Annotated in this window: 22 protein-coding genes; 12 read left to right on the top strand and 10 right to left on the bottom strand. The window is 64.3% G+C overall.

Annotated features, from left to right (window positions below):
* The first annotated feature begins 239 nt into the window (after positions 1 to 239).
* Positions 240 to 1913: an alpha,alpha-trehalase TreA gene (gene treA / locus NDY25_RS14445; RefSeq protein WP_168958693.1), complete on the top strand. Its 1674-nt coding sequence runs from the start codon at positions 240 to 242 to the stop codon at positions 1911 to 1913.
* Positions 1914 to 2060: 147 nt separating this feature from the next.
* Here treA and NDY25_RS14440 read toward each other — a convergent pair whose 3' ends face one another.
* Positions 2061 to 3020, bottom strand: a complete 960-nt coding sequence (locus NDY25_RS14440) for an arabinan endo-1,5-alpha-L-arabinosidase (RefSeq protein WP_168958694.1) — start codon at positions 3018 to 3020, stop codon at positions 2061 to 2063.
* A 292-nt stretch (positions 3021 to 3312) separates the two neighbouring features.
* Here NDY25_RS14440 and NDY25_RS14435 point away from each other — a divergent pair, with 292 nt between their 5' ends.
* Positions 3313 to 4008 carry an AIM24 family protein gene (locus NDY25_RS14435; RefSeq protein ID WP_168958695.1) on the top strand — a complete coding sequence of 232 codons (696 nt, stop codon included), beginning with the start codon at positions 3313 to 3315 and terminating at the stop codon, positions 4006 to 4008.
* A gap of 203 nt (positions 4009 to 4211) precedes the next feature.
* On the opposite strand, the gene NDY25_RS14430 is transcribed toward NDY25_RS14435, so the two are convergent.
* Entirely contained in the window at positions 4212 to 5123 is a 912-nt protein-coding gene (locus NDY25_RS14430) for a CorA family divalent cation transporter (RefSeq protein WP_168958696.1), read from the bottom strand.
* Between the two features lie 177 nt (positions 5124 to 5300).
* Entirely contained in the window at positions 5301 to 6677 is a 1377-nt protein-coding gene (cycA, locus tag NDY25_RS14425) for a D-serine/D-alanine/glycine transporter (RefSeq protein WP_168958697.1), read from the bottom strand.
* Positions 6678 to 7056: 379 nt separating this feature from the next.
* On the opposite strand from cycA, the gene NDY25_RS14420 reads away from it, so the two are divergent.
* Positions 7057 to 8829, top strand: coding sequence for an expansin EXLX1 family cellulose-binding protein (locus NDY25_RS14420; RefSeq protein ID WP_168958698.1), 1773 nt, complete (start codon positions 7057 to 7059; stop codon positions 8827 to 8829).
* A gap of 44 nt (positions 8830 to 8873) precedes the next feature.
* On the opposite strand, the gene NDY25_RS14415 is transcribed toward NDY25_RS14420, so the two are convergent.
* Positions 8874 to 9089 (bottom strand): hypothetical protein, encoded by a 216-nt coding sequence (locus NDY25_RS14415; RefSeq protein WP_023905227.1) that lies wholly within the window; start codon positions 9087 to 9089, stop codon positions 8874 to 8876.
* A gap of 173 nt (positions 9090 to 9262) precedes the next feature.
* Between NDY25_RS14415 and NDY25_RS14410 the strand changes: the two genes are divergently transcribed.
* Positions 9263 to 10057, top strand: coding sequence for a transporter substrate-binding domain-containing protein (locus tag NDY25_RS14410; protein WP_168958699.1), 795 nt, complete (start codon positions 9263 to 9265; stop codon positions 10055 to 10057).
* Between the two features lie 130 nt (positions 10058 to 10187).
* On the opposite strand, the gene NDY25_RS14405 is transcribed toward NDY25_RS14410, so the two are convergent.
* On the bottom strand, positions 10188 to 11063 hold the full coding sequence (locus tag NDY25_RS14405; protein WP_023905229.1) for a DMT family transporter: 876 nt from the start codon (positions 11061 to 11063) through the stop codon (positions 10188 to 10190).
* Between the two features lie 225 nt (positions 11064 to 11288).
* Between NDY25_RS14405 and NDY25_RS14400 the strand changes: the two genes are divergently transcribed.
* Together NDY25_RS14400 and NDY25_RS14395 are read left to right on the top strand one after the other, a co-directional pair.
* On the top strand, positions 11289 to 12140 hold the full coding sequence (locus NDY25_RS14400) for a class I SAM-dependent methyltransferase (protein ID WP_168958700.1): 852 nt from the start codon (positions 11289 to 11291) through the stop codon (positions 12138 to 12140).
* Between the two features lie 124 nt (positions 12141 to 12264).
* Positions 12265 to 12816, top strand: a complete 552-nt coding sequence (locus tag NDY25_RS14395) for a hypothetical protein (RefSeq protein ID WP_256627997.1) — start codon at positions 12265 to 12267, stop codon at positions 12814 to 12816.
* Positions 12817 to 13023: 207 nt separating this feature from the next.
* Here the strand turns inward: NDY25_RS14395 and NDY25_RS14390 are convergent, their stop codons facing one another.
* Complete coding sequence (locus NDY25_RS14390) at positions 13024 to 13332, bottom strand: hypothetical protein (RefSeq protein ID WP_251754845.1); 309 nt, start codon at positions 13330 to 13332, stop codon at positions 13024 to 13026.
* 350 nt (positions 13333 to 13682) lie between these two features.
* Here NDY25_RS14390 and NDY25_RS14385 point away from each other — a divergent pair, with 350 nt between their 5' ends.
* Positions 13683 to 14228, top strand: coding sequence for a hypothetical protein (locus tag NDY25_RS14385; RefSeq protein ID WP_168958701.1), 546 nt, complete (start codon positions 13683 to 13685; stop codon positions 14226 to 14228).
* 237 nt (positions 14229 to 14465) lie between these two features.
* Here the strand turns inward: NDY25_RS14385 and NDY25_RS14380 are convergent, their stop codons facing one another.
* A complete protein-coding gene (locus NDY25_RS14380; RefSeq protein ID WP_251754848.1) occupies positions 14466 to 16370 on the bottom strand; it encodes a GGDEF domain-containing protein in 1905 nt (634 codons plus the stop codon).
* 392 nt (positions 16371 to 16762) lie between these two features.
* Here NDY25_RS14380 and NDY25_RS14375 point away from each other — a divergent pair, with 392 nt between their 5' ends.
* Positions 16763 to 17854 (top strand): DUF1615 domain-containing protein, encoded by a 1092-nt coding sequence (locus tag NDY25_RS14375; RefSeq protein WP_168958703.1) that lies wholly within the window; start codon positions 16763 to 16765, stop codon positions 17852 to 17854.
* A 175-nt stretch (positions 17855 to 18029) separates the two neighbouring features.
* Complete coding sequence (locus tag NDY25_RS14370; RefSeq protein ID WP_168958704.1) at positions 18030 to 20354, top strand: S9 family peptidase; 2325 nt, start codon at positions 18030 to 18032, stop codon at positions 20352 to 20354.
* 254 nt (positions 20355 to 20608) lie between these two features.
* Here NDY25_RS14370 and NDY25_RS14365 read toward each other — a convergent pair whose 3' ends face one another.
* A complete protein-coding gene (locus tag NDY25_RS14365) occupies positions 20609 to 22579 on the bottom strand; it encodes an alpha/beta hydrolase family protein (protein ID WP_180336560.1) in 1971 nt (656 codons plus the stop codon).
* 150 nt (positions 22580 to 22729) lie between these two features.
* The gene (locus NDY25_RS14360; protein ID WP_168958705.1) at positions 22730 to 23065 is read right to left on the bottom strand and encodes a DUF3817 domain-containing protein; all 336 of its coding nucleotides are present in this window, start codon (positions 23063 to 23065) and stop codon (positions 22730 to 22732) included.
* Between the two features lie 346 nt (positions 23066 to 23411).
* On the opposite strand from NDY25_RS14360, the gene NDY25_RS14350 reads away from it, so the two are divergent.
* From NDY25_RS14350 to NDY25_RS14340, 3 genes are all read left to right on the top strand, one after another.
* Positions 23412 to 23897 carry a MarR family winged helix-turn-helix transcriptional regulator gene (locus NDY25_RS14350; RefSeq protein ID WP_168958706.1) on the top strand — a complete coding sequence of 162 codons (486 nt, stop codon included), beginning with the start codon at positions 23412 to 23414 and terminating at the stop codon, positions 23895 to 23897.
* A gap of 12 nt (positions 23898 to 23909) precedes the next feature.
* Positions 23910 to 24851: a CPBP family glutamic-type intramembrane protease gene (locus NDY25_RS14345; protein ID WP_168958707.1), complete on the top strand. Its 942-nt coding sequence runs from the start codon at positions 23910 to 23912 to the stop codon at positions 24849 to 24851.
* A 321-nt stretch (positions 24852 to 25172) separates the two neighbouring features.
* Complete coding sequence (locus NDY25_RS14340; RefSeq protein ID WP_168958708.1) at positions 25173 to 25634, top strand: DUF4126 family protein; 462 nt, start codon at positions 25173 to 25175, stop codon at positions 25632 to 25634.
* 89 nt (positions 25635 to 25723) lie between these two features.
* On the opposite strand, the gene NDY25_RS14335 is transcribed toward NDY25_RS14340, so the two are convergent.
* Complete coding sequence (locus NDY25_RS14335; protein WP_168958709.1) at positions 25724 to 26698, bottom strand: glutathione S-transferase family protein; 975 nt, start codon at positions 26696 to 26698, stop codon at positions 25724 to 25726.
* Positions 26699 to 26804 lie beyond the last annotated feature (106 nt).

Raw genomic sequence — 26804 nt, 5'->3', positions numbered from 1 at the left:
GCTGGTGCGCATCTTGCAGTCAACAGGCTGACTACGCCGAACCGCACCTGCTCAAGCTGCCTCAATCCGCGCCGATAGGCCTGAATTGGCGCAACAACCTGCTACACCGCGCCGGATCATCTTGCTGAATCTTGTCGTCTCCGTGCGAAGCCTGTCGGCCTGCCGACACCCTCGTCCGGTCCCGCCCGCCACTTCGGTCGTTTACCATGCCTTACGCCACTGCCCGTTCTGGAGATGCCATGAGTTCTGCCGCGCCCCCGTGCTGCACGTCGCTGCTTGGCCTGTCGCTGAGCATGTTCGTTGCGCCGTGCACGCTGACTGCCGCGCCGATGGACACTCCGGTCGTCAATGCGCCGGCGGCCACCCCGCCCACGCCCGACCTGGCCTACCCGGAACTGTTCCAGGCGGTGCAGCGCGGCGAGCTGTTCGACGACCAGAAACATTTCGTCGACTTTCTGCCGCTGCGCGACCCGGCACTGATCAACGCCGACTATCTGGCGCAACACGATCACCCCGGTTTCGACCTGCGCAAGTTCGTGGACGCCAATTTCGAAGAATCGCCGCCGGTGCAGACCGACGCGATCCGCCAGGACACCGCGCTGCGCGAACATATCGACGACCTGTGGCCCAAGCTGGTGCGCAGCCAGACCCACGTGCCGCAGTACAGCAGCCTGCTGGCGCTGCCGCATCCGTACGTGGTGCCGGGCGGGCGCTTCCGCGAGGTGTATTACTGGGATTCCTACTTCACCATGCTCGGCTTGGTGAAGAGCGGCGAGACCACGCTCAGCCGCCAGATGCTGGACAACTTCGCCTACCTGATCGACACCTACGGGCACATCCCCAACGGCAATCGCAGCTACTACCTCAGCCGCTCGCAGCCGCCGTTCTTCTCCTACATGGTGGAACTGCAGGCCGGTGTGGAAGGCGAGGCGGTGTATCAGCGCTACCTGCCGCAGCTGCAGAAGGAATACGCCTACTGGATGCAGGGCAGCGACGACCTGCAGCCCGGCCAGGCCGCGCGCCACGTGGTGCGCCTGACCGACGGCAGCCTGCTCAACCGCTATTGGGACGAGCGCGACACCCCGCGCCCGGAAGCCTGGCTGCACGACACCCGCACCGCCGCCGAAGCGAGCGACCGCCCGGCCGCCGAGGTCTACCGCGACCTGCGCGCCGGTGCCGAAAGCGGCTGGGACTACACCAGCCGCTGGCTGGCCGATGGGCAGAACCTGCGCACCATCCGCACCACCGCCATCATCCCGATCGATCTGAACAGCCTGCTCTATCACCTGGAGCGCACCCTGGCCCAGGCCTGCGCGCAGCCGGGTGCCGAGTGCACGCAGGACTACGCCGCGCTGGCACTGCAGCGCAAGCAGGCCATCGATGCGCATCTGTGGAACAAGGCCGGCTATTACGCCGACTACGATTGGCAGACGCGCAAGCTGAGCGACCAGGTCACCGCCGCTGCGCTGTATCCGCTGTTTGCCGGTCTGTCGTCGGACGACCACGCCAAGCGCACCGCCAGCAGCGTGCGTGCGCGTCTGCTGCGTCCCGGCGGCCTGGCCACCACCGCAGTGAAGACCGGCCAGCAATGGGACGAGCCCAATGGCTGGGCGCCGCTGCAATGGGTGGCGGTGGACGGCCTGCGCCGTTACGGCGAAGACGCGCTGGCACGCACCATCGGCGAGCGCTTTCTCACCCAGGTGCAGGCGCTGTTCGCGCGCGAACACAAGCTGGTCGAAAAATACGGTCTGGAAGCCGAGGCAGCCGGCGGCGGCGGCGGCGAATACGCACTGCAGGACGGCTTCGGCTGGACCAACGGCGTCACCTTGATGCTGTTGAATCTATACCCGGACACAGCGACCAAGGCGGCGCCGGCCAAACGCGCGCGCAAGCCCGAAGCGGCGACGCGCTGAGTGTGCAATCGTTGATGCCGGGCATTGCTCGGCGTAGCTGGCGGCATCGCATTTCCGGCTGTCGGTAGCGATGGCAGATCACTGCAACAAGCATCGCCTGATCGTTGCGTCATTGCAGAGCCCACCCGCGCGCTGCAGTGATCGCTGCTACTGCACCACCGGCCACGCACTGCCGTCGTAACTCAGCCGGTTGATGCCCAGGCGCGCATCGCCGCGATCGTCGTAGTAGTGGTAGACAAGAATGTCGCCATCGCCATCGCGAAACACCGATTGCCCGCCCGGCCCATGCATGCTGCCCAACCCGGACTGGATCACCGTGCCGCCACCGTTGCGCATGTCCACACCGGCGCGATCCAGATACGGCCCGGTCACCGAGCGCGCACGCCCCACTGCAATCTTGTAGGTGCTGCTGGCGCCCTTGCAGCACGCATCGAACGACACGAACAGGTAGTACCAGCCATTGGCCTGCTGGATGAAAGGCGCTTCCACCGCACCTGGATACGGCCGGCTCGCCAGGCTGTAGCGCGCCGTATTGCTGGACAGCTGCTTGCCGGTGCCGGGATCGAGCTGGATCAGCTTGATCCCCGACCAGAACGAACCGAACGCCAACCACCATTTGCCGCCGCCATCCACCACCAGATTGCCGTCGATGGCGTTGTAATCGTCGCTGCTCTTTGACGTGTAGACAATGCCTTGATCCTTCCATGATCCAGGCTTGCCGGTGCTGCTGCTGGCAAAGCCAATCGCCGAGGTGTTGGTGGCGAATTTGGACGCGGTGTAATACATCAGATAATTGCCGCCGTGGAAGGACACATCCGGCGCCCACACCTGATTGTCTGCGTTGTAGCTGCGCACCCAACTCGGTGTGGTGCTGAAGATCGCACCCGCATTGCTGAATTTCGTCCGGTCGGTACTGGTGACCACGCCGGTGGTGGCATAGATGTAGTAACGCCCATCACCGAGCTTGAGCATCGACGGATCGTGCACGATGGTGTCGCCGCTCACCACGCCCGGCCCCACTGCCGCTTGCGCGGGTGCGCCGTGCAAGCCAATCACACTGGCGACGATGGCAAGCAGCGATACGATCGCGCCATGGCGCAGCGACATTCCAGACCTGCATCCTTCCACTTGATTGCCACGAACAACGCGCATCGGCCAACTCCTTGAACAACGTAAAGACGTTATCTGTAGGAGCAATCTAGCCCGGCAGCAGTGTCGTGAATCCGACGCTGATCTCAGAAGCATTGCGCAGGCCGAGCGGTTGTTTTATTTGCGACGCGCCTTCGTGCCGATCGGCGCGCCATCTCTGCAGACGCAAAGCGGCTCACACATCAGTACGCTTCGAAGACACCGGCCTGCCGCGTATCATGCGCACTCTTTCACGCACAGGGATGGACCCATGGCCGTACGCACGCTCAACGAATTTCTCGCCCATTCCAAGGAAAAGGACGTCAGCCCCGATCCGTTCGAACTGGAAAACCCGCACCTGCTGGAAGTGCGCCTCAACGGCATGGTGTGGTCCAAGGCCGGCGCCATGGTCGCGCGCACCGGCAACGTCAAGTTCACCCGCGAAGGACTGCTGGAACAGGGTCTGGGCAACCTGCTGAAAAAGGCCGTCAGCGGCGAAGGCATGCAGCTGATGAAGGCCGAAGGCCAGGGCCGGGTGTATCTGGCCGACCTCGGCAAGCTGGTGACGCTGCTGCGTTTGAATGGCGAGGCGATCTTCGTCAACGGCAACGACGTGCTGGCGTTCGAATCCGGTGTCGAGCACAAGATCACCATGATGCGTAAAGTGGCCGGCATGCTGTCCGGCGGCCTGTTCAACGTGCGCCTGAGCGGCCACGGCATCGTGGCGATCACCTCGCACTACGAGCCGCTGACCCTGCCGGTCACCGCCGCCAGCGGCCCGGTGTTCACCGACCCGAATGCCACGGTGGCCTGGTCGGGCACGCTGACCCCGGAGCTGGTGGCCGACGTCTCGATCGGCACCCTGTTCGGGCGCGGCTCGGGAGAAACCCTGCAAATGCGCTTCGCCGGCGAAGGCTGGGTGGTGGTGCAGCCGTACGAAGAGGCCAGCTTCCAGGCCAAGGGCTGATCCAGGCCGCCCGGCAGCAATCAACAACGCGCATCGCCTGGTGGCACGCTACGCAGCTGGGCAGTTTTCCAGTCACGACGCGATGCGCAGTGACAGCTGCGCATCCCAGCCCACCCTGTAGGAGCGCCCCTGGGCGCGAGGGCCTTCCCGGTAACGCCGCATCGCGCCCTGGTGCGCTCCTACGATTTTTCAGCTCTGATGCATTACACCCATCCGCGTTTGCGGAACCACACCAGCGGCACCACCATGCTCAGCACGATCACGCCCAGCGCCCAAAAATAGGCGTCGTGCCATTTGAGCTCGGGCATGTAGGCGAAATTCATGCCCCAGATGCCGACCAGCACGGTGGGCGGGATGCCGACCACCGACGCCACGGCCATCACCTTCATGACGTTGTTCTGGTCCATGTTGATCATGCCCAGCACACTGTCGAGCAGGAACTCGATGCGGTCGTCCATGTGCTGCTGAAATTCGCTCAAGGTGGTCAGATCCTGGTGCAGCAATGCGATGCGTTTGGCCGCGTCGTCGCCGAACCAGTCCGGCGCTGTGCCATCCAGATAGCTGACCAGGCGCAGCATGCCTTGCCCGGCATTGTGCAGCCCGCCCAGGCGCCGGCCCATGCCACCGACCTGATGCAACATGCGCTCCAGGTCCTTGGTCTTGTGCGGGTTGTCGAACACCAGCCGGGTGGTGTCGGTGACCTCGGCTTCCAGCGATTCCAGCCGGTCTGCCAGGCGGCCCACCAACTGGTCGAACATGCGCAGCAACAAATCGTCGGCGCTGTGGCAGGGCTCGTGTTCAAGCCGCGCGGCCACCGCCTCCAGCGAGCCCAAGCGCTGCTCGCGCAAGGTGACCAACATGGTCGGCGACACCGCAAAGCCCAGCGGCGCGGTCGGGCCATCGTCGTCCTGAAAGCGCGGCACGTTGAGAAACAGCACATCGCCCTGGCGCCGCACCCGGCTGCTGAATTCGATCTCGCCGATCGCCGCGCGATCCGGCAGCGCAAACCCCACCTTTTCTGCAGCCTGCGCCAGCTCCTGTGCGCTGGGTTGGCACAGGTCGACCCAGGAACCTTGCGTGTGCTGCGTTCCGGCAATCGGGTGCGTCGTGATCATGCGGCAGGCCGTGGCGATGGATGGCGGCGAGCATCCCGTTCCATCCGATCGGCGTCAACGTCGCGCGCAAAACGCGCTTAGCTGCCAGTGGCCTTTATCGCGGCGCCGTGCAGCCACAGACGCCAAGGCCCCGCAGTGCGGGGCCTTGGTGATGTCTTCGGTCGGTCTTGCGTGCGCTTAGCCTGTGCGCGTCTGCTTCCGCTTCACCGCATACCCGATCGCCAGCAGCAGGAACCACACCGGGCTGGCCAGCAAAGCCTGGCGCGTGTCGGCCTGCAAGGTCAGCAGCACAATGACGAAGGCGAAAAACGCCAGGCACACGTAGCACATCAACACGCCACCGGGCATCTTGAACGCCGAGGCCGCGTGCTGCTCCGGGCGCTTGCGCCGATAGGCGATATAGGCACACAGGATCAGCGACCACACGAACATGAAGAGCACCGCCGACAAGGTGGTGACCAGCGTGAACGCAGTGACCAGGTTGGGAATCAGATACACCAGCATCGCGCCCAGCAACAGGCACACGCAGGAGAACAGCAGCCCGCGCGCCGGCACCGCTGCACGCGAGAGCTTGGCGAAGCCCTTCGGCGCATGCTGCTCTTCGGCCAGGCCGTAGAGCATGCGGCTGGTGGAGAAGATGCCGCTATTGGCCGACGAGGTGGCCGAGGTCAGCACCACGAAGTTGATCAGGCTGGCCGCAGCCGGCACGCCGGCCAGCACGAACAACTCCACGAACGGGCTCTTGTCGGCCACCACCTGCCGCCACGGCGTCACCGCCATGATCGCGATCAGCGCCAGCACGTAGAAAATCAGGATGCGTACCGGGATCGAGTTGATCGCCTTGGGCAGGTTGCGGCGCGGGTCTGCAGTCTCCGCCGCGGTGGTGCCCACCAGCTCGATGCCGACGAAGGCGAACACCGCGATCTGAAAACCGGCGAAGAACCCGCCAATGCCCATCGGGAACATGCCGCCGTCGTTCCACAGGTTCGACAACGAGGCCACATTGCCCGACGGCGAGCGGAAGCCCCACGCCACCAGCCCGGCCCCGGTGATGATCAGCGCGGCAATAGCGATGATCTTGATCAACGCGAACCAGAATTCCATCTCGCCGAACAACTTCACCGTCACCAGGTTCAGGCTCAGCAGCAACAGCACGCAGAGAATGGCCGGAATCCACGGCGCCAATCCCGGAAACCAGAACTGCGCATACGCCGCAATCGCGATGACATCGGCGATGGCGGTGATGATCCAGCAGAACCAGTACGTCCAGCCGCAGAAGAACCCGGCCCAGGGCCCGAGCAGATCGGTGGAAAAGTCGATGAACGACTTGTACTCCAGGTTGGACAGCAGCAGCTCGCCCATCGCGCGCATCACGAAGAACAGCATCGCGCCGATGATCAGATAGACGAACAGGATCGACGGGCCAGCCAGACTGATGGTCTTGCCCGAGCCCATGAACAGCCCGGTGCCGATCGCGCCACCGATGGCGATCAGCTGCAGGTGACGATTGGAGAGACTGCGTTGCAGATGATCGGGCGCGGACGGGTCAGACATGGGCACGGCACCGGCAAGTGAACAAGCCGTCAAAAATACGAGATCGCGGCAGCGCGCACCAGCGGTTTGAACAGCAACGCCGGGTAGGCCGGCAAATACGCCTGCGCATGCCGAGCGGACAGCGCCATGCTGCGGTGCGCACAGTGCGGGTTGCGCGCCGCGTGTTGCGCCATGCAGCGAGGGCTGCACGCTGGCAGCGGAATTCACTGCCGCGACCAAGATGACAACCGTGCGGCATCTCGCACAAACAGCGATCCGCGTCCCAGCGCGCTCGTTACGCTGGCTGTAGCACGCGCTCCTGCCCGCTTCCTTGACTGCGCGCGGACCGCACGTGGCGATTGCTGGTCTCCTGCGCGGGCCTAACCCTCAGGACACTCCCATGTACTCACGCTCCCATCTATTGCTGGCCATGACGTTGCTGGTCCCGGTCTCCGCATTGGCCGTGCAGGTCGATGCACACGGGCAACTGATCGACGCGCGCGGTCAGGCGCTGCAACTGCGCGGCGTGACCTGGCCAGGCTTCGATCGCGCTGCGCTGGTTGCAGCGGGTCTGCGCAACAACACGCTGCAACAGACGCTGGATCAGATGCAGGCAGCCGATATCAATGCGCTGCGTGTGCCGATCTGCGCGGCGACGCTGCAAGCCAAGCCCGTCGCTGCGGCCGATGTCGCAGGCGACCCCGCACTGCGCGGCCTGACTTCGTTGCAGCTGCTCGATGCGGTCGTGCGCGCCAGCACCCAACGCGGCATGCAGGTCCTGCTCGCATTTGCCGATGGCGGGTGCAATGACTCCGCACCGCAGCTGGGCACGCAGCAGCAAGCCTGGACGAACGGCTTGACCACGCTCGCCGCCCGCTACGGCACCACCACCGGTGTGATCGGCATTGATCTGGGCAGCAGCGGTTACCGCAATGCCACCTGGGCAGGAAGCAGCGCAGACGCCGACTGGAATCGCATCGCCTCGCGCGCGGCGGCCACCGTCCTCAAACAGGCACCACGCTGGGTGGTGGGCGTGGAAGGCGTGGGCAACAACGCGCTCTGCAGCGACTCCGCGCGCAAGGCGCCCGGCAGCAATCTGCAGCCGCTTGCCTGCGTGCCATTGCGCATCCCAGCCAAGCAACTGGTGTTGATGCCCAAACTGGCGGGGCCGGATCGCGATGCGGCAGATGCCTTCGCAGCGGCCGACTTTCCACGCGGTCTGCCAGCGAGCTGGCAACGCGACTTCGGCACGTTTGCCGCAGACTATGCGGTACTGCCGGTGAGCATTGGTGGCGGCCTGGGCGATGGCGACCCGCGCGATCCCGCATGGCAACAGGCATTGAGCGGCTATCTGGCAAGCACCGGCATGCGCAGTGCCTTTCTAGGCAGCTGGGAAATAGGCAATGCCAACAATGGCGGCCTGCTCGCCAGCGATAGCAGCCCGCGCAGCGACAAGCTGCAGATCCTGCATCAAGCATGGGGCTTGGCAGCAACCACCTCCGTCAGCGCATCAGCAAAAAGCGCCAGGACCGCCGACGCGAGCAATGCGACCACCTGGAACAGCACCTTCAGTGGCACAGCGACCTACACCGGCTCCGGCTATTCCGGCGGTGCAGTCCTGCTGGACCCGATTCCCAGCACCGCGTTCATCACCGCACTCAACCCGACCCAGATGAACTTTGATGGGGTCAAGGCCGCGCTTGCCGGCGCCTATCTGGAAGTGACCGGCCCCAAGGGCAAGACCGTCGTCTATGTCACCGACCTCTATCCGGACGGCGCATCCGGCGGCCTGGACTTATCACCGAATGCCTTTGCTGCAATCGGCGACACGGTGCAAGGGCGCATCCCGATCAGCTGGAAAATCGTACGCGCACCCATCACCGGCAACGTGCAATACCGCATCAAGGAAGGCAGCTCACGCTGGTGGGCGGCGATCCAGGTGCGTAACCACGCCTACCCGGTCGTCAAGTTCGAAGTAAAACAAGGCAGCACCTGGAAGAGCTTGCAGAAGATGGACTACAACCACTTCCTCGGTGAGCAACTGGGCAACCAACCGCTGTCCATCCGCATCACCGACATCCGCGGCAAGGCCATCGTCGATACCATTCCCGGGCTGCCCGAAGACGGCAACAAGCCGGTGTATTTCGAACCGGGCAACGTGCAATTCCCCTGACGTGTTAATCAACTCGCAAAACGCTGCCCAGCAACCAACATTTACTAGCCCCCAGCAAGCCCTCCACCTACACGGCCCGGCAGTGCCTGATCGTCATCCTCTTCCAGATCGCCCACCTCCTCGCGCAAACCGCCTTGCTGCGGCGCCTGCTCCTCCAACGGAATTTCTTCTTCGTTGGTATCCGGATCGGGCGTGCCGTGCGCGGCCACGCCTGTGGTGAACGTGGTCATCGGGCGAGCAGTACGTGGATTGAGATGCATGGACGACTCCGTTGCGTTCAGTGGTGCATCAACGCTAGGCCGCGCAACGCTAGTGCACCGTGAGCCTGAGCATCGCCGCGCTGACACGCTGTTGACGTGCGTTCGCTGAAAACGCGCCGAAACCAGCGGTGCAGCCCATGGTTATCATGACGACTCATCATCGAGGCCAAACCATGCGTTATCGCGCTCTGTTCGCATTCCTGCTGACCTGCGGCAGCGCGCAGGCTGCCGAGCCTGCCTCACGTCTGGATGCAGTGCTGCAATCCGGCGTGCTGCGCGTGTGCACCACTGGCGACTATCTTCCTTATTCGTTGCTGCGCGCAGACGGGCAATTCGAAGGCAGCGACATCGCGCTGGCACAGTCGCTTGGCGCCAGCCTGGGCGCACGTGTGCAATTCGTACGCACCAGCTGGCCGCACCTGATGCCCGATCTACTCGCCGATCATTGCGACATTGCAGTCGGCGGCATCTCGGTGACCTTGCAGCGGCAACGCCAGGCCAGCTTCAGCACGGTGCTGGACGTGGACGGCAAGATCCCGCTGGTGCGCTGCGCCGACCAGACGCGTTACCGCAGCATGGCGCAACTCAATCGACCCGACGTCCGCGTGATCGAACCGCCCGGGGGCACCAACGAAGCCTTCGCGCGGCGCGAATTGCCGCGCGCGAACCTGCGCCTGTTCGCCGACAACACCACCATCTTTCAGGAGCTGGTGGACCAGCGTGCCGACGTGATGATCACCGATGCCTCCGAGGCGCTGTACCAGCAGGCACGCCTGCCCGCGCTATGCGCCATCGCGCCGGAGCAACCGCTGCAATACGGCGAAAAAGCCTTTCTGCTGCCGCGCGACGACCACGCATGGAAGGCCTATGTCGACCAATGGCTGCATTTGAGCAAGGCCAGCGGCGAGTACACGCGCATCGTCGATGCCTGGCGTACGCCGCGCCCGGAATCCACTACGTCACCGTAACGCTCAGCTGGGAATAGGGAATAGGGAATAGGGAATCGCAACAGCATCACGCGCATCGCGACATGTCGAAACAGCGCCCTTCCGATTCCCCATTCCCGACTCCCCATTCCCGCGGCGCGGCGCGCCGTCCTCAAACAATCTTGGTCCGTCGCCACCAACGCGACACCTGTTCTTCGCGTACCAGCGTGAACAAACCGGCGCCCAGAATCAACGCGATGCCCACCGCCATCGGCCAATCCAGATGGTCGTGAAACAGCAGATAGCCGAACGCGATTGCCCACAACATCTGGCTGTATTGCGTGGGCGCCACCACGCTCACCGGCGCCATGCGCGTGGCGTACATCAGGCAGATCGCCGCCAGACCCGCAAGCAAGCCGTAGCCTGCCAGCAAGTACCACTGGTACAGCGTGGGCCAGACGAAGGTCGGCAACATCATGATCCCGCCCATCACCAACGGGCCGATCACGCCGGCGCCATAGAGCGTCAGACGCTTCTCGCTATGACCGGCCATGCGCAAGGTGATCACCGAGATCGCACCCACCAGGCCGCAGACGATCGCCGCCACATGCCCGTGGGTGAGATGGCGAAAGCCGGGGCGCAACACGATCAACACGCCGATGAAGCCCACGATCACCGCCGACCAACGCCGCCAATGCACTTCTTCCTTGAGGAACACCACCGACAGCACGGTCACGAAAATCGGCATCAAGAAGATCAGCGCGAAGGCCTCGGCCATCGGCAAGGTGGTAAAGGCAATCACCGAGGTCAGATTGCCGATCGCGCCGGTAAGCGCACGCAGCAGCCACAGACTGGGCTGCTTGGCCATCACCAGTTCGCGCAGGCGGTCGTCGGGCTTCTTCAAGAACGGCACCGCCACCAGCATCAGCAACGCGCCGAGAAACAGCACTTCGTAGACCGGCAACGTGCCTTCGAGCAGCTTCACGAACGCATCGCTGATCGAATAGGCCGCGTAACAGGCGAACCCCAACAACACACCCTTCAGCATTACCGACACTCCACGGTTGGCCGATCCGACGCGGTGTCGGTGCAGGCAGTGCGCAGTATGCGGTGCGCCGTGCGTTGGAGGAATCGTTGCGCGCAGCCGCTGTTTGCGCACTCCTGGGTTACCTGCAGGCAACAGGATGCCGGCACGCTATGGGTCGGTTACGATGCCGATTCCTTCCTTGACACCGGCGCGCGCGATGCGCGCCCGAATCCAGACCCGCCACCCGTGCCCCATTACTCCGGCCCACTACTCATTCTCTCCGATGCCCAAGCCCTGCTTGCCGCGCGCGGAAATGGTCTGACTCAATGGACCGGGTCGCTGGACCTGGGCCGCAGCACCGGCACTGCGCAACTGGATGCGCAGACCTGGCAGTGGCGCGGCAGGGGCTACCCGTATCCGGGCAAGCTCAAGGAGCGCACGCTGTATTTCTGGGACGGCGACGATTTTGCGCCGATCTCGCGTTTCAGTGGTGCGTTGATCAAACTGGTGCCGACCGGATGGGGCGCGCCCACCTTCGAGATCGACGGCATCAAGATGTTGCCGTCGGCGCAGTTGTCGCCGTTCGACGATGCGCGCCGCAAGGTGGCGCTGGTGGATCCGCGCGGCAAGGTCGTGCTGGATACCTGTGGTGGCCTGGGTTATTTCGCCGCCTGCTGCCTGGAGGCCGACGTGGCGCAACTGCACTCGTTCGAAAAGAACGCAGACGTGCTGTGGCTGCGCACCCTCAATCCGTGGTCGCCGGATCCGGACGACGATGCCAGCGGTGGGCGTCTGCAGCTGACACACGCCGATATCTCGCAGCACGTCACCACACTGGCCGACGGTTCGGTCGACGCCATCCTGCACGACCCGCCGCGCTTCGGCATTGCCGGCGAGCTGTATTCGCAGGTGTTCTACGACCAGCTGGCGCGGGTGCTGCGCCGCGGCGGGCGCATGTTCCATTACACCGGCGCGCCCAACAAACTCACCAGCGGCCGCGATGTTCCCAACGAAGTGAGCAAGCGTCTGAGCAAGGCTGGTTTCAGTACGCAACTCGCGTTGGACGGTGTGTTGGCGACGTTGCCTGCGCGACGCTGAGTGTCGTCTGCGCGATCAGGTACAACCGCCCCCGCCATCATTGAGACACCTCAACGCATGGGCCATGCAGACAGCGATAGCGGATGAATCTGCGATACTGCACCGCCCTCGACAAGGATGTTGCATGCGCCCCCATCTCACTGCTTTATGGTTGGCCCCACTCGTGCTGATGCTGTGCGCGCCAGCAGGCGCACAGACGCAATCGCAGGCACAGACACCGCCCGCGCAGCCCATGTCTGAAGTCACGCTCTCCAACCCTGTCACCACCGCCACACTGGCCGGGCGCACGATTCGCTTGGGCGAGCACGCTGGAAAATGCGCCGTGCTGCGCGACGACGAAGTGTTTCCGCTGGGCATCGGTGCGCCGTGCTATTTCAGCATCGCGCGCGACCGCAGCGCACAGGTGCACCACTTCCAAGGCAGTGACATTGTGCTGGTGCAGCATGCCCATCAAACGGCGAGCCCGGACTGGGACATCAAACTCTACGGAGCGATGTGCGCCTTTGAATCGCAGTCCGTGCGCGAGGTCGACGATGTGCTGGAGGCCGGCATGGTCGCCAAGTCCTGGCATTGCGATCCGACGCGCGGTGCCGACCAGAAAGAGTTCGTCTACAGCTACGACACCTGGCCTAAGCGCAACGCAGCCAAACCTTCGCCCAAGCGTGGGACACCGTGAAGTCTGTTCAAGAGTCGCGAACAGAACTGCCAGGTGTGTGCCGCCGCTGATCTGCGGCCTGGCTGCAAGGCCCTTGCCCGCCCACCATCGCGGGACACGCTGCAAGTACGTCCTTGTAAGCTCTTACGCGGCATCCATGCCGCGTAAGGTCCCGCGCCGGTGAGCGGGCAAGGGCCAGTGGAGATGGTCGGTGGGCGTGGCCTGCCATCAGCGTCTGCCGCGCCGCACGGCATTGGCACGATCGCGCCGGTAATCCTTCCATGCGAGATACGCAAACACGCCCACCATCGCCAACAGGGCAGTGGTCAACAGGCCGTCCCAGCCGATCGAGATCCAGTAGCGCTGCGGGTCGGTGTCGGCATAGAACGTCCTGGCCGGCCGACCACGAACGACGCTGACATAGCGCCCGCTGATCACCGCCTGCAGCAACACCCATAGCCGCCCGCAACAGGCCACCGCGATCACGAGAACCACCACGCGGACAAGCCAGTCGACGATGCGGGAATTGGCAGGCACCGGCGTCGGTGGTGATGGTGATTTGGGACGTTTTTTCAAGCAGGCCTCTCTGCAATCGTGCGACGCAGTTTACCGCTGGCGCTTTGCATCAGCGCCGGTCGGCGCGATCGCGCGCAGACAGGACGCGGCCTTCAACTACAACACGACGCTATGCACATGCCGCCTGGTCGCAGCCGTTATAATCGCCGCGCAGCGCACTCGATCGAGTGACATGGAACGCTCCACGCTGCATTCGTCTCAAGGAAGATGGCCGGCAGCACTGCCACGCGGATTGTCTGGACGCTTCCTTGGATTTTTTGCTGTGACGCCATGCAACGGCGGCAACAGTCTTCCCTCAAGGATCTTTCGCTTTGAAGACGTTCACCACACTCCTGCTTGTCTCCCTCACTCTGCTGCTTGCTGCATGCGGCGGCGGCACCACCACCGGCGCCTCCAAGCTCTCCTCCAGCGAGTACCTGTTGCACAACATCTCGGTCTGGAACGGCGCGGTGACCATCATCGACCCGTGGGTGTCCGGCGATCGCGGGCAGAGCCTGGTGAACGATGCCATCGCGCACAAGCCGCTGGACAGCTACAAGACCGCGCTGGGCAGCCAACGCAAGGCGCTTGCCGCCAATGCGCAGGCCAATGCTGCCGTGGCCTCGGGCGTGCCGGACAATGCCAAGGATCTAGACGGCAAGTTGTCGGCCTACCTCAAGAGCGCCGATGCGATGATGGCCGCGCTGGAGCGCGTTGCCGCACTGCCCAACGGCTACACCAACACCGAGCTGGCACCGTTGGCCAAGGACCTGGAAACCGTGTCGGCCCAGCTCAATGTCGATATCGAAGCCTTGAATACCGCGCAGCGCGCGTATTCCAAGGAGCACAAGGTGCCGATGCAGGAAGTCAGCCAGTAAGCACGAGGGTATCGTCGGTGGCGCCCTGCGGACCGCGACAGGTGGTCCGCAAGGCGCGATCGAGCCTGCTCGCTTCACTTGACTCCACTGGTCACCTCACACGCAGGTGCACAACGCACTGCGATGAAAAACGTCATGCGGTTTAGAGGCGCATCGTTGATCGATGCTGCAACGTGACTGCAGACCCCAGCGATTTAAAAAGCGCGATCCGTAAACACGCGATCGACGCACGCACGCTCAGCACACCGCCCATTGATCGCGCCCTGCAGTCTTGGCTGCATACAACGCAAGGTCGGCCTGGCTCAGCAGCACGTCCAGGCCGGTGGCAGCGGTGACACTGACCGCGCCCATGCAGAACCGCACAGGCTGGTCTGCCGGCAGGCCGGGAATCTGGATGGCGGCCACGGCGCTGCGCAGGCGCGCAAACACCGCAGGAATTTCTTCCGCGTTGCAGCCCGGCAATACCAGCAGGAATTCTTCGCCGCCCAGCCGGCCCAGGCGATCCTGCGTGCGCAAGGCCAGCTTCGAGGCGCTGGCAAGCGCCTTGAGCACCGCATCGCCGGTGGCGTGGCCGTGTACATCGTTGATCAGCTTGAAGTGATCCAGATCGATCAACGCCAGCATGCATGAGATCTGCGAGCGCAACGCTTGCTCGATCTGCTGTTGCGCCTCGGAACGAATGGCGCGGCGATTGGGCAGGCCGGTGAGTTCGTCGCGCATCGCCAGACGCGACAGCTGACGGCGATGGCGCGCACCGAAGGCCAGCACCACCAAGGCGCCCAGCAACAGCAGGCAGGCCGCACATAGCGCGATCCATAGCGTGCGTTGGCCGGCTTCGCGCGCCTGCAAGGCCAGTTGCGCGGTCTCGCTGCGGCGGCGTAGCTCGGCGGTTTCGGCGCCACGGCGGGCATCTTCGTAGCGCGCCTGCAAGCGCAGCATCACGGTGTCGCGTTGGCGGTCCAGGCTTTGCGCGCGCAGCGTGTTGGCGCGTTGCAGTTCCTGGTATGCCTCGTCATGGCGGCCTTCCGCTGCCAGCGCCTGGGCAATGGCATCGAGCAGTTGCGCACGCCGGCTCAAGGTCAGGTTAGGGTCGTCCGCCGCCCTGGCCGCGACGATCTCGGCCCCCAGGCTGTCTGCCTTCAACACCGTCAATGCCTGCAGCAACACCGCATGACACGCGGCGATACGGCCAAAGTTGCCCTGTTTCTGCATCAGCGGCAGTGCCTCGCGCGCCATTGCCAGTGCCGCATTCGCATCGCCGGTTTCGCTCAGGGCTTCGCTGGCGCTGGTCAGTGCTGCGGCCACGCCGGCCTGATCGCCGAGCTCGCGGCTGAGCGCCAGCGCGCGCTTGAAGTGCAGCAAGGCGGCCTCGGGTTGCTGCGCGGCCAGCGACGTGCCGTACTCGTACTCGTACTCGTATTCGTATTCGTATTCGTATTCGATCAGGCTGCGCTGGAAGCGTGCCGGCTGGCCGTGCAGGCGCGTCAAGGCATGCTGCAGATAATCTTCGGCTTCGCTGTCTTCTGCCATGCGCCCGCCGACACGGCTGGCCAGCGACCCCAGCTGGGTCAACGCGTCCAGCTCCAGGCTCAAGGTGTGCTCGCGTACCGCACACTGGTAGCTGGCCTGCGCCGCCTTCCATGCCTCATCGCTGCTGCTGGAGGCCAGCATGCTCCACATGTCGACCGCTTCCACTTCGCACAGCAGATCGTTGCGACCCAGTGCCTGCGCCCGCTGACGCAGGTCTTCCAGCCGCGTCACCATGCCGCGGTTGGGATTCTCGCGCACATCGCTCAGTGCCTGCACGGTATCCAGCCACAGCTGCGCCTGCGCGGCGTTGCCATGCAATTGCTCCAACACGGTACGCGCCTGGCTGAGCACCAGCTGGCGATGATCGTTGTCTTCCAGCGAGATCAGGATGCGCGCCTGCGCCAGCAAGGCCCAGAATTGCGCGTCGGCGTCGCCATTGCTGCGCGCCTGCTGCAAAAAGGTCTGGGCGGTCTGCAACGCGGCCTTGGGGTCGTCGATTGCGGCCGATTCGATCGCCTTCCACGGCTGCGGCTGCGCCCACACCACCGCGCTGCTCAGCAGCAATGCGATCCCCGCCAAGACCCGTTGCCAGCGTGCCGCAAGGAGGCTCATCGGCGACTCATGACGGCGATAAGGCACAACGCGCCGGGACCGTGACCACGGCGTCACCTCCGACCCGAACCGGGCTTGCTGGTTGCTGCGGCATTTCAGGCACTCCCATGGGTGGACAGCGGTGGAATTGGGCGAGGTCGGCATCTGCTTGAACGCGACATCGATGCAGCAACCTCTGCAATGATGACCGGCAGGCATGCCAGACACCGTGATCGCGACGTTCCTGATCGAGCTCGTTATCGGCCTGATCGCACCTGGCTTGAATCGGAGCGAACGACGCAGCGAGCTGCCGGCATCCTGCGTGTGCCGGTGTATGCCGGTGTGTGCTGGCACCTGTCCGGCAGCGACGTAAACTGCCGCACGGCAGCCGCCGCCCGAGATCTGGAGACGCCGTGACATCCTGCTTGCCCCGCCTGCTCACGTTGCTTGCCGTCGCCTTGCTGGCGGCCTGCGCCACCCAGGCCCCGCGTGCGCCGCAGCGCTCTCCGGATGCGGTCAAGGCCGATATCGCCCGGCGCCTGCCGGCCACCCTCACCGATCGCGCCGGCTGGGCCAACGATGTGTACGTGGCGCTGTCCTCGCAGGCGCTGGACACCAGCCCCGAGCACATCTGCGCGGTGCTGGCGGTGACCGAGCAGGAGTCGACCTATCAGGCCAACCCTGTCGTTCCCAACCTGGGCAAGATTTCGCGCGCGGAGATCGACCGCCGCGCCAGTGCGCACCACATTCCCGGCTTCATGGTCGACGCCGCCCTGCGCATCGACTCCCCCGATGGCCACAGCTATGCCACGCGCATTGCGAGCGCGCGCACCGAGCAGGAATTGAGCAAGATCTTCGAGGATTTCACCGGCAGCGTGCCGTTGGGCGCGCGCCTGTTCGACGGGCTCAATCCGGTGCACACCGCCGGGCCGATGCAGGTGAGCATCGCGTTTGCCGAGCAGCATGCCGAGCGCTACCCGTATCCACCGGGCGACTCGATGCGCCATGAAGTCTTCAGCCGTCGCGGCGGGCTGTGGTTCGGCACCAGACATCTGCTCGGGTATCCGGCCAATTACGATGCACTGCTGTATCGCTTCGCCGACTTCAACGCCGGTTGGTACGCCAGCCGCAATGCCGCCTTCCAGGCCGCGCTGAGCAAGGCCAGCGGCATCGCGCTCGCGCTGGACGGCGACCTGCTCACACCCGGCGCCAGCCTGGAGGCACCGGGCGGCACCGAACGCGCCGCACGCGCCCTGGGCAGCCAGCTGGCGATGAGCGACCGGCAACTCCGCCGTGCGCTGGAAGCCGGCGATACGGCCGATTTCGAGGACACCGATCTGTATCGCCAGGTGTTCGCGCTGGCCGAGCGCAGCGCCGGCAAACCGTTGCCGCGCGCCGTATTGCCGGGTATCACCCTGGAAAGCCCGAAGATCACCCGCACGCTCACCACCGCCTGGTTCGCGCAGCGGGTGAACGAGCGTTGGAAACGCTGCATGGGCAAGTAGCCACACGCCCTCGCGCGCGGCACGCCCTGCATGTCGGCGCGCGTTGCGCCTGTCGCAACGGCTTGGTCTACGGCCATGGCACGACCTATGGCAGAGGCACACGCACCGCCGGCCCAGGTAGCATCAGGGGGCTGCGTCGACCGCATCGACGCGCGCCCCTTCCGACGAGGTCCACATGCTCACACCGTTGCCGATGCGCCACCTGCTCACCGCCCTGGCGATCGCCGCGCTGCCTGCGCTGGCCAGCGCACAGGTCCCCAGCGTGACCGAGGCCGACTACGCCCGCGCCGAGCGCCTCACCAGCTATCTGGCGCAACCGTTGGTCGATCACCAAGCCACGCGCATCGACTGGCTGGACGCCACCCATGTGGTCTATGTCGATCACGATGCCACCGGCAACCGGCTGCTGCAGCTGGATACCGCCACCGGCAAGACCGCGCCGCTGTTCAAGCAGTCCGCGCTGGTCGGCTCGCTCAATACGCTGCTGAAGACCGGCGACAAACCGCTCAAGGCCGACACGTTCGCACCGGTGGTCAAGCGCACCGCCGATGGCCGCTACCGCCTCAACGTCCGCGATACCGCCGTGGTCTGCGACACGCGTGCGCGCTGCAGCAAGCTCTATGCGAAGGACAAGGCAGAGCCGGGCGTGCCGTCGCCGGACAAGCGCAGCGAAGCCTTCATCCGCAACTGGAACCTGTGGGTACGCGATCTGGCCAGCGGCCAGGAAACCCAGCTCACCCGCGATGGCGTGGAGAATTTCGGCTACGCCACCGACAACGCCGGCTGGCAGCACAGCGACAACGCCATCGTTGCCTGGTCGCCGGACTCGCGCAAGATCGCCACCTTCCAGCAGGACCAGCGCAAGACCGGCGACATGTATCTGGTCAGCACCAAGCTCGGGCATCCGGAACTGCAGGCGTGGAAATACCCGCTGGCCGGCGACAAGGACGTGACCATGATCGAGCGCGTGGTCATCGATGTGCCCACGCGCAGCGTGCTGCGGCTGAAACTGCCGCCGGACCAGCACCGCTCCACCCTGTGCGACGACGTGAGCTGCTCGCCGGGCCTGTGGGACGATGTGAAGTGGGCGCCGGACGGCAAGACGCTGGCCTTCGCGTCCACGTCGCGCTTCCATAAGCAGACCTGGTTGCGCATCGCCGATGTCGCCACTGGCGAGGTGCGCACCGCCTTCGACGAAACCGCCAAGACCTATTACGAAAGCGGCCAGGTCGCCGCCAACTGGGCGTATCTACCCGGCAGCAATGAAGCAGTGTGGTTCTCCGAGCGCAGCGATTGGGGACAGCTGTATCTCTACGATCTGGGCACCGGTAAACCCAAGCGCGCGATCACCACCGGCGAAGGCAACGTCACCGAGTTGTTGCGCGTGGATCCGGTGACGCGCACCGCGTGGTTCGTCGGTGTGGGCCGCACGCCCGGCGTGGACCCGTACTACCAGCAGCTGTGGAAGGTGAGCCTGGACGGTGGTGAGCCGGTGCTGCTCACACCCGAAGTGGCCGATCACCACATTGCGCTCTCGCCCGATGGCGCACGCTTTGTCGATACCTATTCCACCTCAGTCACCCCGCCGGTCACGCTGTTGCGCGATGCCGGGGATGGACGCACCGTCAGCACGATTGCCACTGCCGACATCACCCGCCTCAAGGCCGCCGGCTGGGTACCGCCGGAACCGATCACGGTCAAGGCGCGCGATGGCAAGACCACGTTGTACGGGCTGATGTTCAAGCCCAGCAACTTCGACCCGGCGCGCAAATACCCGGTGATCGATTACATCTATCCCGGCCCGCAGACCGGATCGGTACGTGGCCGCAGCTTCCTTGCCGGCCACGGCGACAATCAATCGTTGGCCGAGCTGGGCTTCATCGTGATCGCCATCGACGGCATGGGCACGCCGTGGCGTAGCAAGACCTTCCACGACACCTGGTACGCCAACATGGGCGACAACACCTTGCCCGACCAAGTGGCCGCGATCAAAGAACTCGGCCAGCGCTATACCTGGTTCGATACCAGCCGCATCGGCATCTGGGGCCACTCCGGCGGCGGCAACGCCTCCACCGCCGCGATGCTGCGCTATCCCGATCTGTTCAAGGTGGCCTGGTCGGAAAGCGGCAACCATGACAACCGCGGCTACGAAGACGACTGGGCCGAGAAATATCACGGCGAACACATCGTCAACAAGGATGGCACGTCCAACTACGACGACCAGGCCAACGCCGGCCGCGCCGCCAATCTCAAGGGCCGGCTGATGCTGGTGCATGGCACCCTGGACGACAACGTGCCGCCGTATCTCACCTTGCTGGTGGCCGATGCGCTGATCAAGGCCAACAAGAACTTCGACATGCTGATGCTGCCCAACGCCAAACATGGCTACGGCGATCTCACACCGTATGTCACACGCCGCCGCTGGGATTATTTCGTGCAATATCTGCTCGGCGCCACGCCGCCGGCGGAGTATCAGATGAAGCCGATGCCCAAGAACTGACAGGCGCACAGGCAGCACGGTCGCCGGCGCCGCACCAAGCGCTGGCGACCTGCGCACGCTGACGCAGGCACCCTGTCGTGTAGGAGCGGCCCTGGCCGCGATGCATTACCGATAAATATGCAAGGCATATCAAGCGACATTGCCAACCAGGCACAGCGTTGTCCGGCGCATGAACATCCCGCACCACCACACCACCACTACGCTGCTCGGCCACACGTTGCATCCGGACAAAACCGGATGCAACCACCAAGCCCTTACTTCGCAGTGCGGCCGCCCAATTGCTTGTTCAAGAACGCCAGCAAGCGCGTGTAGTACTCCCGCCGATGCGCTTCGGTATAGAAGCCATGGCCTTCGTTGGGAAAATACAGGGACTCCACCGGCACACCGGCCACTTTCAATGCGCGCTCCATGCGTTCGGTATGCGCCACCGGCGCGCGCTCGTCCTTGCCGCCTGCAGCCAGAAACACCGGCACCTTGATCTGGCGCGCCAGGGTCACCGGCGAGCGTGCCGCCAAGGTCTCGCGTGCGCCCAGCCAATCGCCGGTCCAGTTCTTGGCCCAGCGCGCGCGACTGGCGTTGTCGCGTGCCAGGATGTCCAGGTCGTACACGCCGACGTAGCCGGCAGCGCAACGGTACAAGCCTGGCTCCCTGGCCACGCCCATCAACGCCGCATAGCCGCCATAGCTGGCGCCGTACATGCAGATGCGCGATGCATCGGCCACGCCCTGCGTGATCGCCCAATGCGTGGCGTCGGTGAGGTCGTCCTGCATGCGCCCGCCCCATTCCTTGGCGCCGGCCTGCGTGAACGCACGCCCGTAATTGGCCGAACCGCGATAGTTGACGCGCAGCACCGCATAGCCGGCCGCAGCCAGCAGCTGGGTCTCGTCATCGAACGCCCACTTGTCGAAGATACCGAACGGCCCACCGTGCGGCATCACGATCAGCGGCAACGGCTTGCCGGGCTCGGCGTTCAACGGCTGGGTCAGATAGCCATGCAGCTGCAGGCCATCGCGCGCCTTGAAACTCACCTGTTTGCTGGCCGGCACGCCATCGGGCGGAAACCATTCGCGGCGGCTGAACACACGGTCCGCACGCTTGCTCGCCGTATCGAACAGATAGTAGTCGCCGTTATTGCGATCGCTCCACACATAGGCGAGCACGAAGCGGCCATCGCTGGTGGCCGAGGTGATGTACACCGCGTTGTCGCCGAAGGCTTTTTCCAGACTGCGGTACAACCGCGCAGTCGGCGCTTTCTCATCGAAGAAGCGGTTGCGCACCCGATCGCTCATGTAGCTCACACCGATCGGCGTGGTGCCGTCCAGATCCTGCAAAATCCGGTAGGGGTCGACGGTGTCGTCGTGCAACAGCGGCGTCGACTTGCCGGTGGCCGGGTCCCACGCCACCACCACGTCGGTGCCGGTGGCCTGCTCCACTTCCAGATAGGCCTGCGTGCCATCGGCAGAAAAGCCAAGCGGAAATTCGCGATGCTGGCTGGTGGCCGAGTCGTTGATCAACTTCCACGGCGCTTGGTCGTTGTCGCGGTAATACAGCTTGCTGGCGTTCTCCACATCCGCCCCGTGCGCAAACCGGATACGCCCCTGCCGGTCGGTGACAAAGCTGGCGCGGCGCACCGGTGAAGTGGCCACCGTGCTGCGCCGGCGCGTGTAGATGTCCAGCTTGTCGATGCGGATGTTCGGGTCGCCGACGAACGGAATCGACGACACCAGGATATTGCGTGGATCGCCCGGCAAGGTGTCCAGCATGAAGGTGCCCGGATCCAACTCCATCTTCAACTGCGCACCGTTGATCTCATCGTTGGTGCCGTAGGGGCTGGCCAAGAGCCGCCCGTTCTTGCCATCTGCATCGATCGCATGCAATTGGCCGATGGCCATCGGTTCATCGCGCGAGCCCAGCCGCTGCGCCATCGACACCACAATGCGGTCGTCGTTGGCCCACCAGAAATCATCCACCACGCTATTGGCGCCGCCGGTCACCTTGGCCGTGGCCACCTTGTCTTCGCGCCGCACCACACCCAACACGGTGCGATCTTCCAACGGCATGGTGATGGCGTAATACGCGCCCGAGGGCGAAATCTTGATGCGCTCGAACTGGTCGTTCCTGAGATACGGCGTCAGATCCAGCGGTTCCTGTGGGGTTTGCGCGTGCAACGGCACCGCCATCAGGCCTGCCAGCACGGCAGTCGCCACCATCGTCCAATAACGCATTGCTGCACTCCGCTTCTTCCTTGGTCGGCCTATGGTGGCAAAGGCCGTTTGCGGAGTCCATGGTCTGGCGTGACATCGGGGGCGTTGCGCAGCGACATGCCGCATACCTCACAGGGCATTCTCCGCAGTGCCTAGTTTGCCTTGATGCGCTCAGCCACCGCGGCGTGTGCGTTGACCCAACAAGCCGATACGCCGGAACCACATCTCCAACGGCACCGTCACCAACGGCGGCAACGCGGCCAACAAGCTCAGCGCCCAAGCCCACCAAGGCCAGCGCAAACGCAACGCGGCAAGTACGCTGACCGCTACATAGAACAGGAACGCGGCGCCATGCAGGCGCCCGAACAGCCACACCACAACCTCGGTGGTGTGGGTGCCGTACTTGAGCAACATGCCCAGCAGCAACCCGGCCCAGGTCAGCCCCTCTAAAAATGCAGCCACGGCAAACAGCCGACCCATCGGCGACAACGCAGAAGAAGCACGCATGCAAGACTCCAGACGGACAAGGATTGCCGCGACGCGATGGCGGCGGCGACGCCCGCTGGCAACTGCATTCTACAGAGCGCCTGCCGCATCGGCAGCGCGTCGTATTGCACGATGACGAGGTTGGAAGCGGCATCTGCAGTCAACCGTGAGGATCTGCCCGCGCAGGTCCATCTGTCTGTGGGCGAGTACGAGCAACGGCGTTACCACCACAACTACGACATGGTCACCGATGCGCAGGCCATGGTGCGGCGCTTGCGCGCATGCGTGCGGGAGGGCTCTGCAGCGCGCCCCACCCCCCCACTTCTGGCACATGGCGGAAATACGACAGCGCTTATACATTTTGCCAATGCGCACACCCACGCCAACGCTAGGCACCCTTGTCCGGCATCTCATCGAGCAACTCGATGGTGAGCTGGAAGAGGTTTACGCGGCCGCAGGGCTGACCTGGCGGTCACGCTACACCCCCGTGTTGCGGGCACTTCTCCGTGTGGGCCCTGCACCCATCAAGGTGCTTGCACAGGAGATCGGCATCAGTCACTCGGCCGCAAGTCAGACCGTGGCCCAGATGACCAAGCAGCGTCTCACCCACCTGAAACCGGGCGCCGACGCGCGCGAACGCATCGTGGTGCTGACACCCAAGGCCAGGAAGATGATCCCCGCATTGCAACGGCAATGGGCCGCGACAAATGCCGCAGCCGCGCAGCTCGATGCAGAGCTGTCGGTTCCGCTCTCCAGCATCCTCGGCGAAGCGATCGCCGCCTTGCATCAACGCCCGTTTTCGGCACGCATTGCCACGGCAGCCGCCGCCCTGCCCCGCCCACCCACTCTCTAGCAACCACACCACATGGAGTCGTACATGCACGCACCACTGCAACCGGTTGCCGGACGTTCCTTCACCGGGAACGGACCCACGACGCACCAGATCGAACTGGGTGATCGCAAGTTTCTGCACCCCGGGCGCCTGCGTTGGCTCCGCGCGATCGGCTGGGCAGTGGTATTGCTTGTCGTGGTTGCCACATTGGCGCCCATGGCCGGCAGGTTTGTCGGCGGTCTGTTCCCCAAGGACTCCGGCCCCCTGCAACTGCTCGCCAGCCTTGTCGGTATCGCGGTCGGGCTGGGTGTCTATGTGCTTGCAGTGCGCCTGGCCGAAGGGCGGCGCGCCAGCGAGCTCGCCGTGCGACCGATGCTGCCCCAGCTGATCATCGGCCTGCTGATCGGTGCGGCCATGTTCGCCACGGTCATGGGCATCATGGCGGTGTTCGGGCTGTACGACATCCAGGCACTGGGCATGGCGCCGGCATGGACGGCAGTCCGCAAGGCCTTGCAGGCAGGCGTGATCGAAGAGTTGCTGTTTCGCGCGATTTTCCTGCGCCTGATCTGGCGCGCGTTCGGCCCCTGGATCGCCTTCGCCGCGTCTGCTGCGCTGTTCGGCTTCGGCCATATCGCCAACCCGCACGCCACGGTCTTTGCTGCGATCTGCATCGCGCTGGAGGCCGGCATCCTGCTGGGCGCGTTCTACGCCTTGACCGGCCGGGTCTGGATGTCGATCGGCGTGCATATCGCCTGGAATTTCACTCAAGGCTATGTCTTCGGTGCAGCCGTGTCAGGGACCGACATGGGTCCGGCGATTGCCCGCAGCACCGCTCGCCCTGGCATCGCCGAATGGCTCACCGGCGGCCCCTTCGGCCCGGAGGCATCGCTGCCGGGCGTGCTGGTCTGCCTGGCCGTAGGCGTCACGGTCCTGTGGATGGCGTGGCGTACGGGCAAGCTTGCAAAGCAACCGTAAGCGCATAATGCACCCACCACGCCGCCTTGCTCACCGACTGACGGTGCGGCCGCCGTCAGTTCCGGTCACCGCCAACAGGCTCAAGACCCGGGCGTGTCCCTATCGGTCTGATCGCGCAGTCTGAAGCGTCCGCGATCACCCCCACATCGCGTGACGCCATGGTCAGTACTGCATGCCCTGCCCAGGTGCCTGCACATTGCGGGCACCACCTTGCCATCTCGCACACATGTGACGTCCTAGGCTTTGCGCTCCCACTCACGTCAGCTCTGGCTGCAGGATCCCAACCTGCATCGACTGAAGCGCATCACTGCAGAGGTCCACATGTCCCTGATTCATTCGATCCTGATGGCCGCAGTTGCAGGCATGCGCTCGATGACCCCGCTGGCGGCAGTCGCCAATGCGGCCCGCACTGGCAACCTCCCCGCCAACAACTGCGCACCGAAGCTGCTTGCCAATCCGCTCGCATCGGCCGGCATGCTCGCACTCGCCGGTGGTGAGCTGGCTGGCGACAAGATGAAGACCGCACCCGACCGCATCGTGCTCCCCGGCATGATTGCCCGCATCGCCACCGGCGTGATCGTCGGCACGGCACTGGCGCCACGCGAGCAACGCGGCATCGCTGCACTGCTCGGTGCCACCACTGCCGTCGCTGCGGCCTATCTCACCTTCAACGCACGCATGCGCGCAATCGAACGCTATGGCCAAACCAGCACCGGCGTGGTGGAAGACGCCATCTCGGTGGGTGCGGCAACGCTGATCATGCGTAGCGCTGCCAAACGCTAAGCATTTGGCAGTACATACGGTTGCCGCAATCGCGCTTCGGTCAACGCGGCAGCGTGCCTGAGCGCGGCGGCGCGCGGCCGGGAGATGCATCAACCACCACGCCCATGCGGCGCATCCAGATCCAGCACCGGCCCCATTGGAACGATGCCGGTGGGATTGATCATGTCGTGGCTCTGGTAATAGTGATTCTTGATGTGCTGGAAGTCGACCGTCCCGGCGATTCCCGGCATCTGATAGAGCTCGCGCAGAAAGCCGGACAACTGCGGATAGTCGGCAATGCGCTGCAGATTGCATTTGAAATGCCCCACATACACCGCATCGAAGCGCACCAGCGTGGTGAACAGGCGCCAGTCTGCGTCGGTAAGTTGCTCGCCGCACAGATAGCGTTGCTGGCTCAAACGCGTCTCAAGCCAATCCAATGTCTCGAACAACGGCACCACCGCCTCTTCGTACGCAGCTTGCGTGGTCGCAAAGCCCGCCTTGTACACGCCATTGTTGACGCTGTCGTACACGCACGCATTGACCGCATCGATCTGCTCGCGCAACGGCTCGGGGTAGAAGTCGCCGTCTGCAGCGCCAACCTCGTCGAACGCGCTGTTGAACATGCGGATGATGTCTGCAGACTCGTTACTGACCACCGTGTTGCGCTCGCGGTCCCACAACACCGGCACGGTCACGCGCCCTGAGTAGTGAGGATCGGCCTTGAGATAGACCTCGTACAGATGCTGCGCATGATGAATCGCATCGCCCACCACACCCGGGCCTTGCGCGAAGGTCCAGCCGTGCTTGCCCATCCGCCAATGCACCACGGAGACGTCGATCATCGACTCCAGGCCTTTCAGCCGACGAAAGATCAACGTGCGGTGCGCCCAAGGGCAGGCCAACGACACATACAGGTGATAACGCCCCGGAGCGGCCTGAAAGCCGCCCTCGCCGTGCGGACCCGCACTGCCATCGCGTGTCACCCAGTTACGAAATCGCGACTGCGACCGTTCGAAACGCCCCTCGCTCTTGTCGGTGTCGTACCAACCGTCTTGCCACTTGCCGTCGACCAACAGGCCCATGGTGTCTTCTCCCACAACAACAGTGAGAAGCAACCCTAGCTCACCTGATTTGGAGAGTACGTGAGTAGCCTTGGTGGCTTGGGCAAACGCGACAAGCCATGCGCTG

The organism is Xanthomonas hortorum pv. pelargonii (assembly GCF_024499015.1).
In the GTDB taxonomy this organism is placed as follows: Bacteria; Pseudomonadota; Gammaproteobacteria; order Xanthomonadales; family Xanthomonadaceae; genus Xanthomonas; species Xanthomonas hortorum_B.
This window is presented reverse-complemented; position numbering and strand designations above follow the sequence as displayed.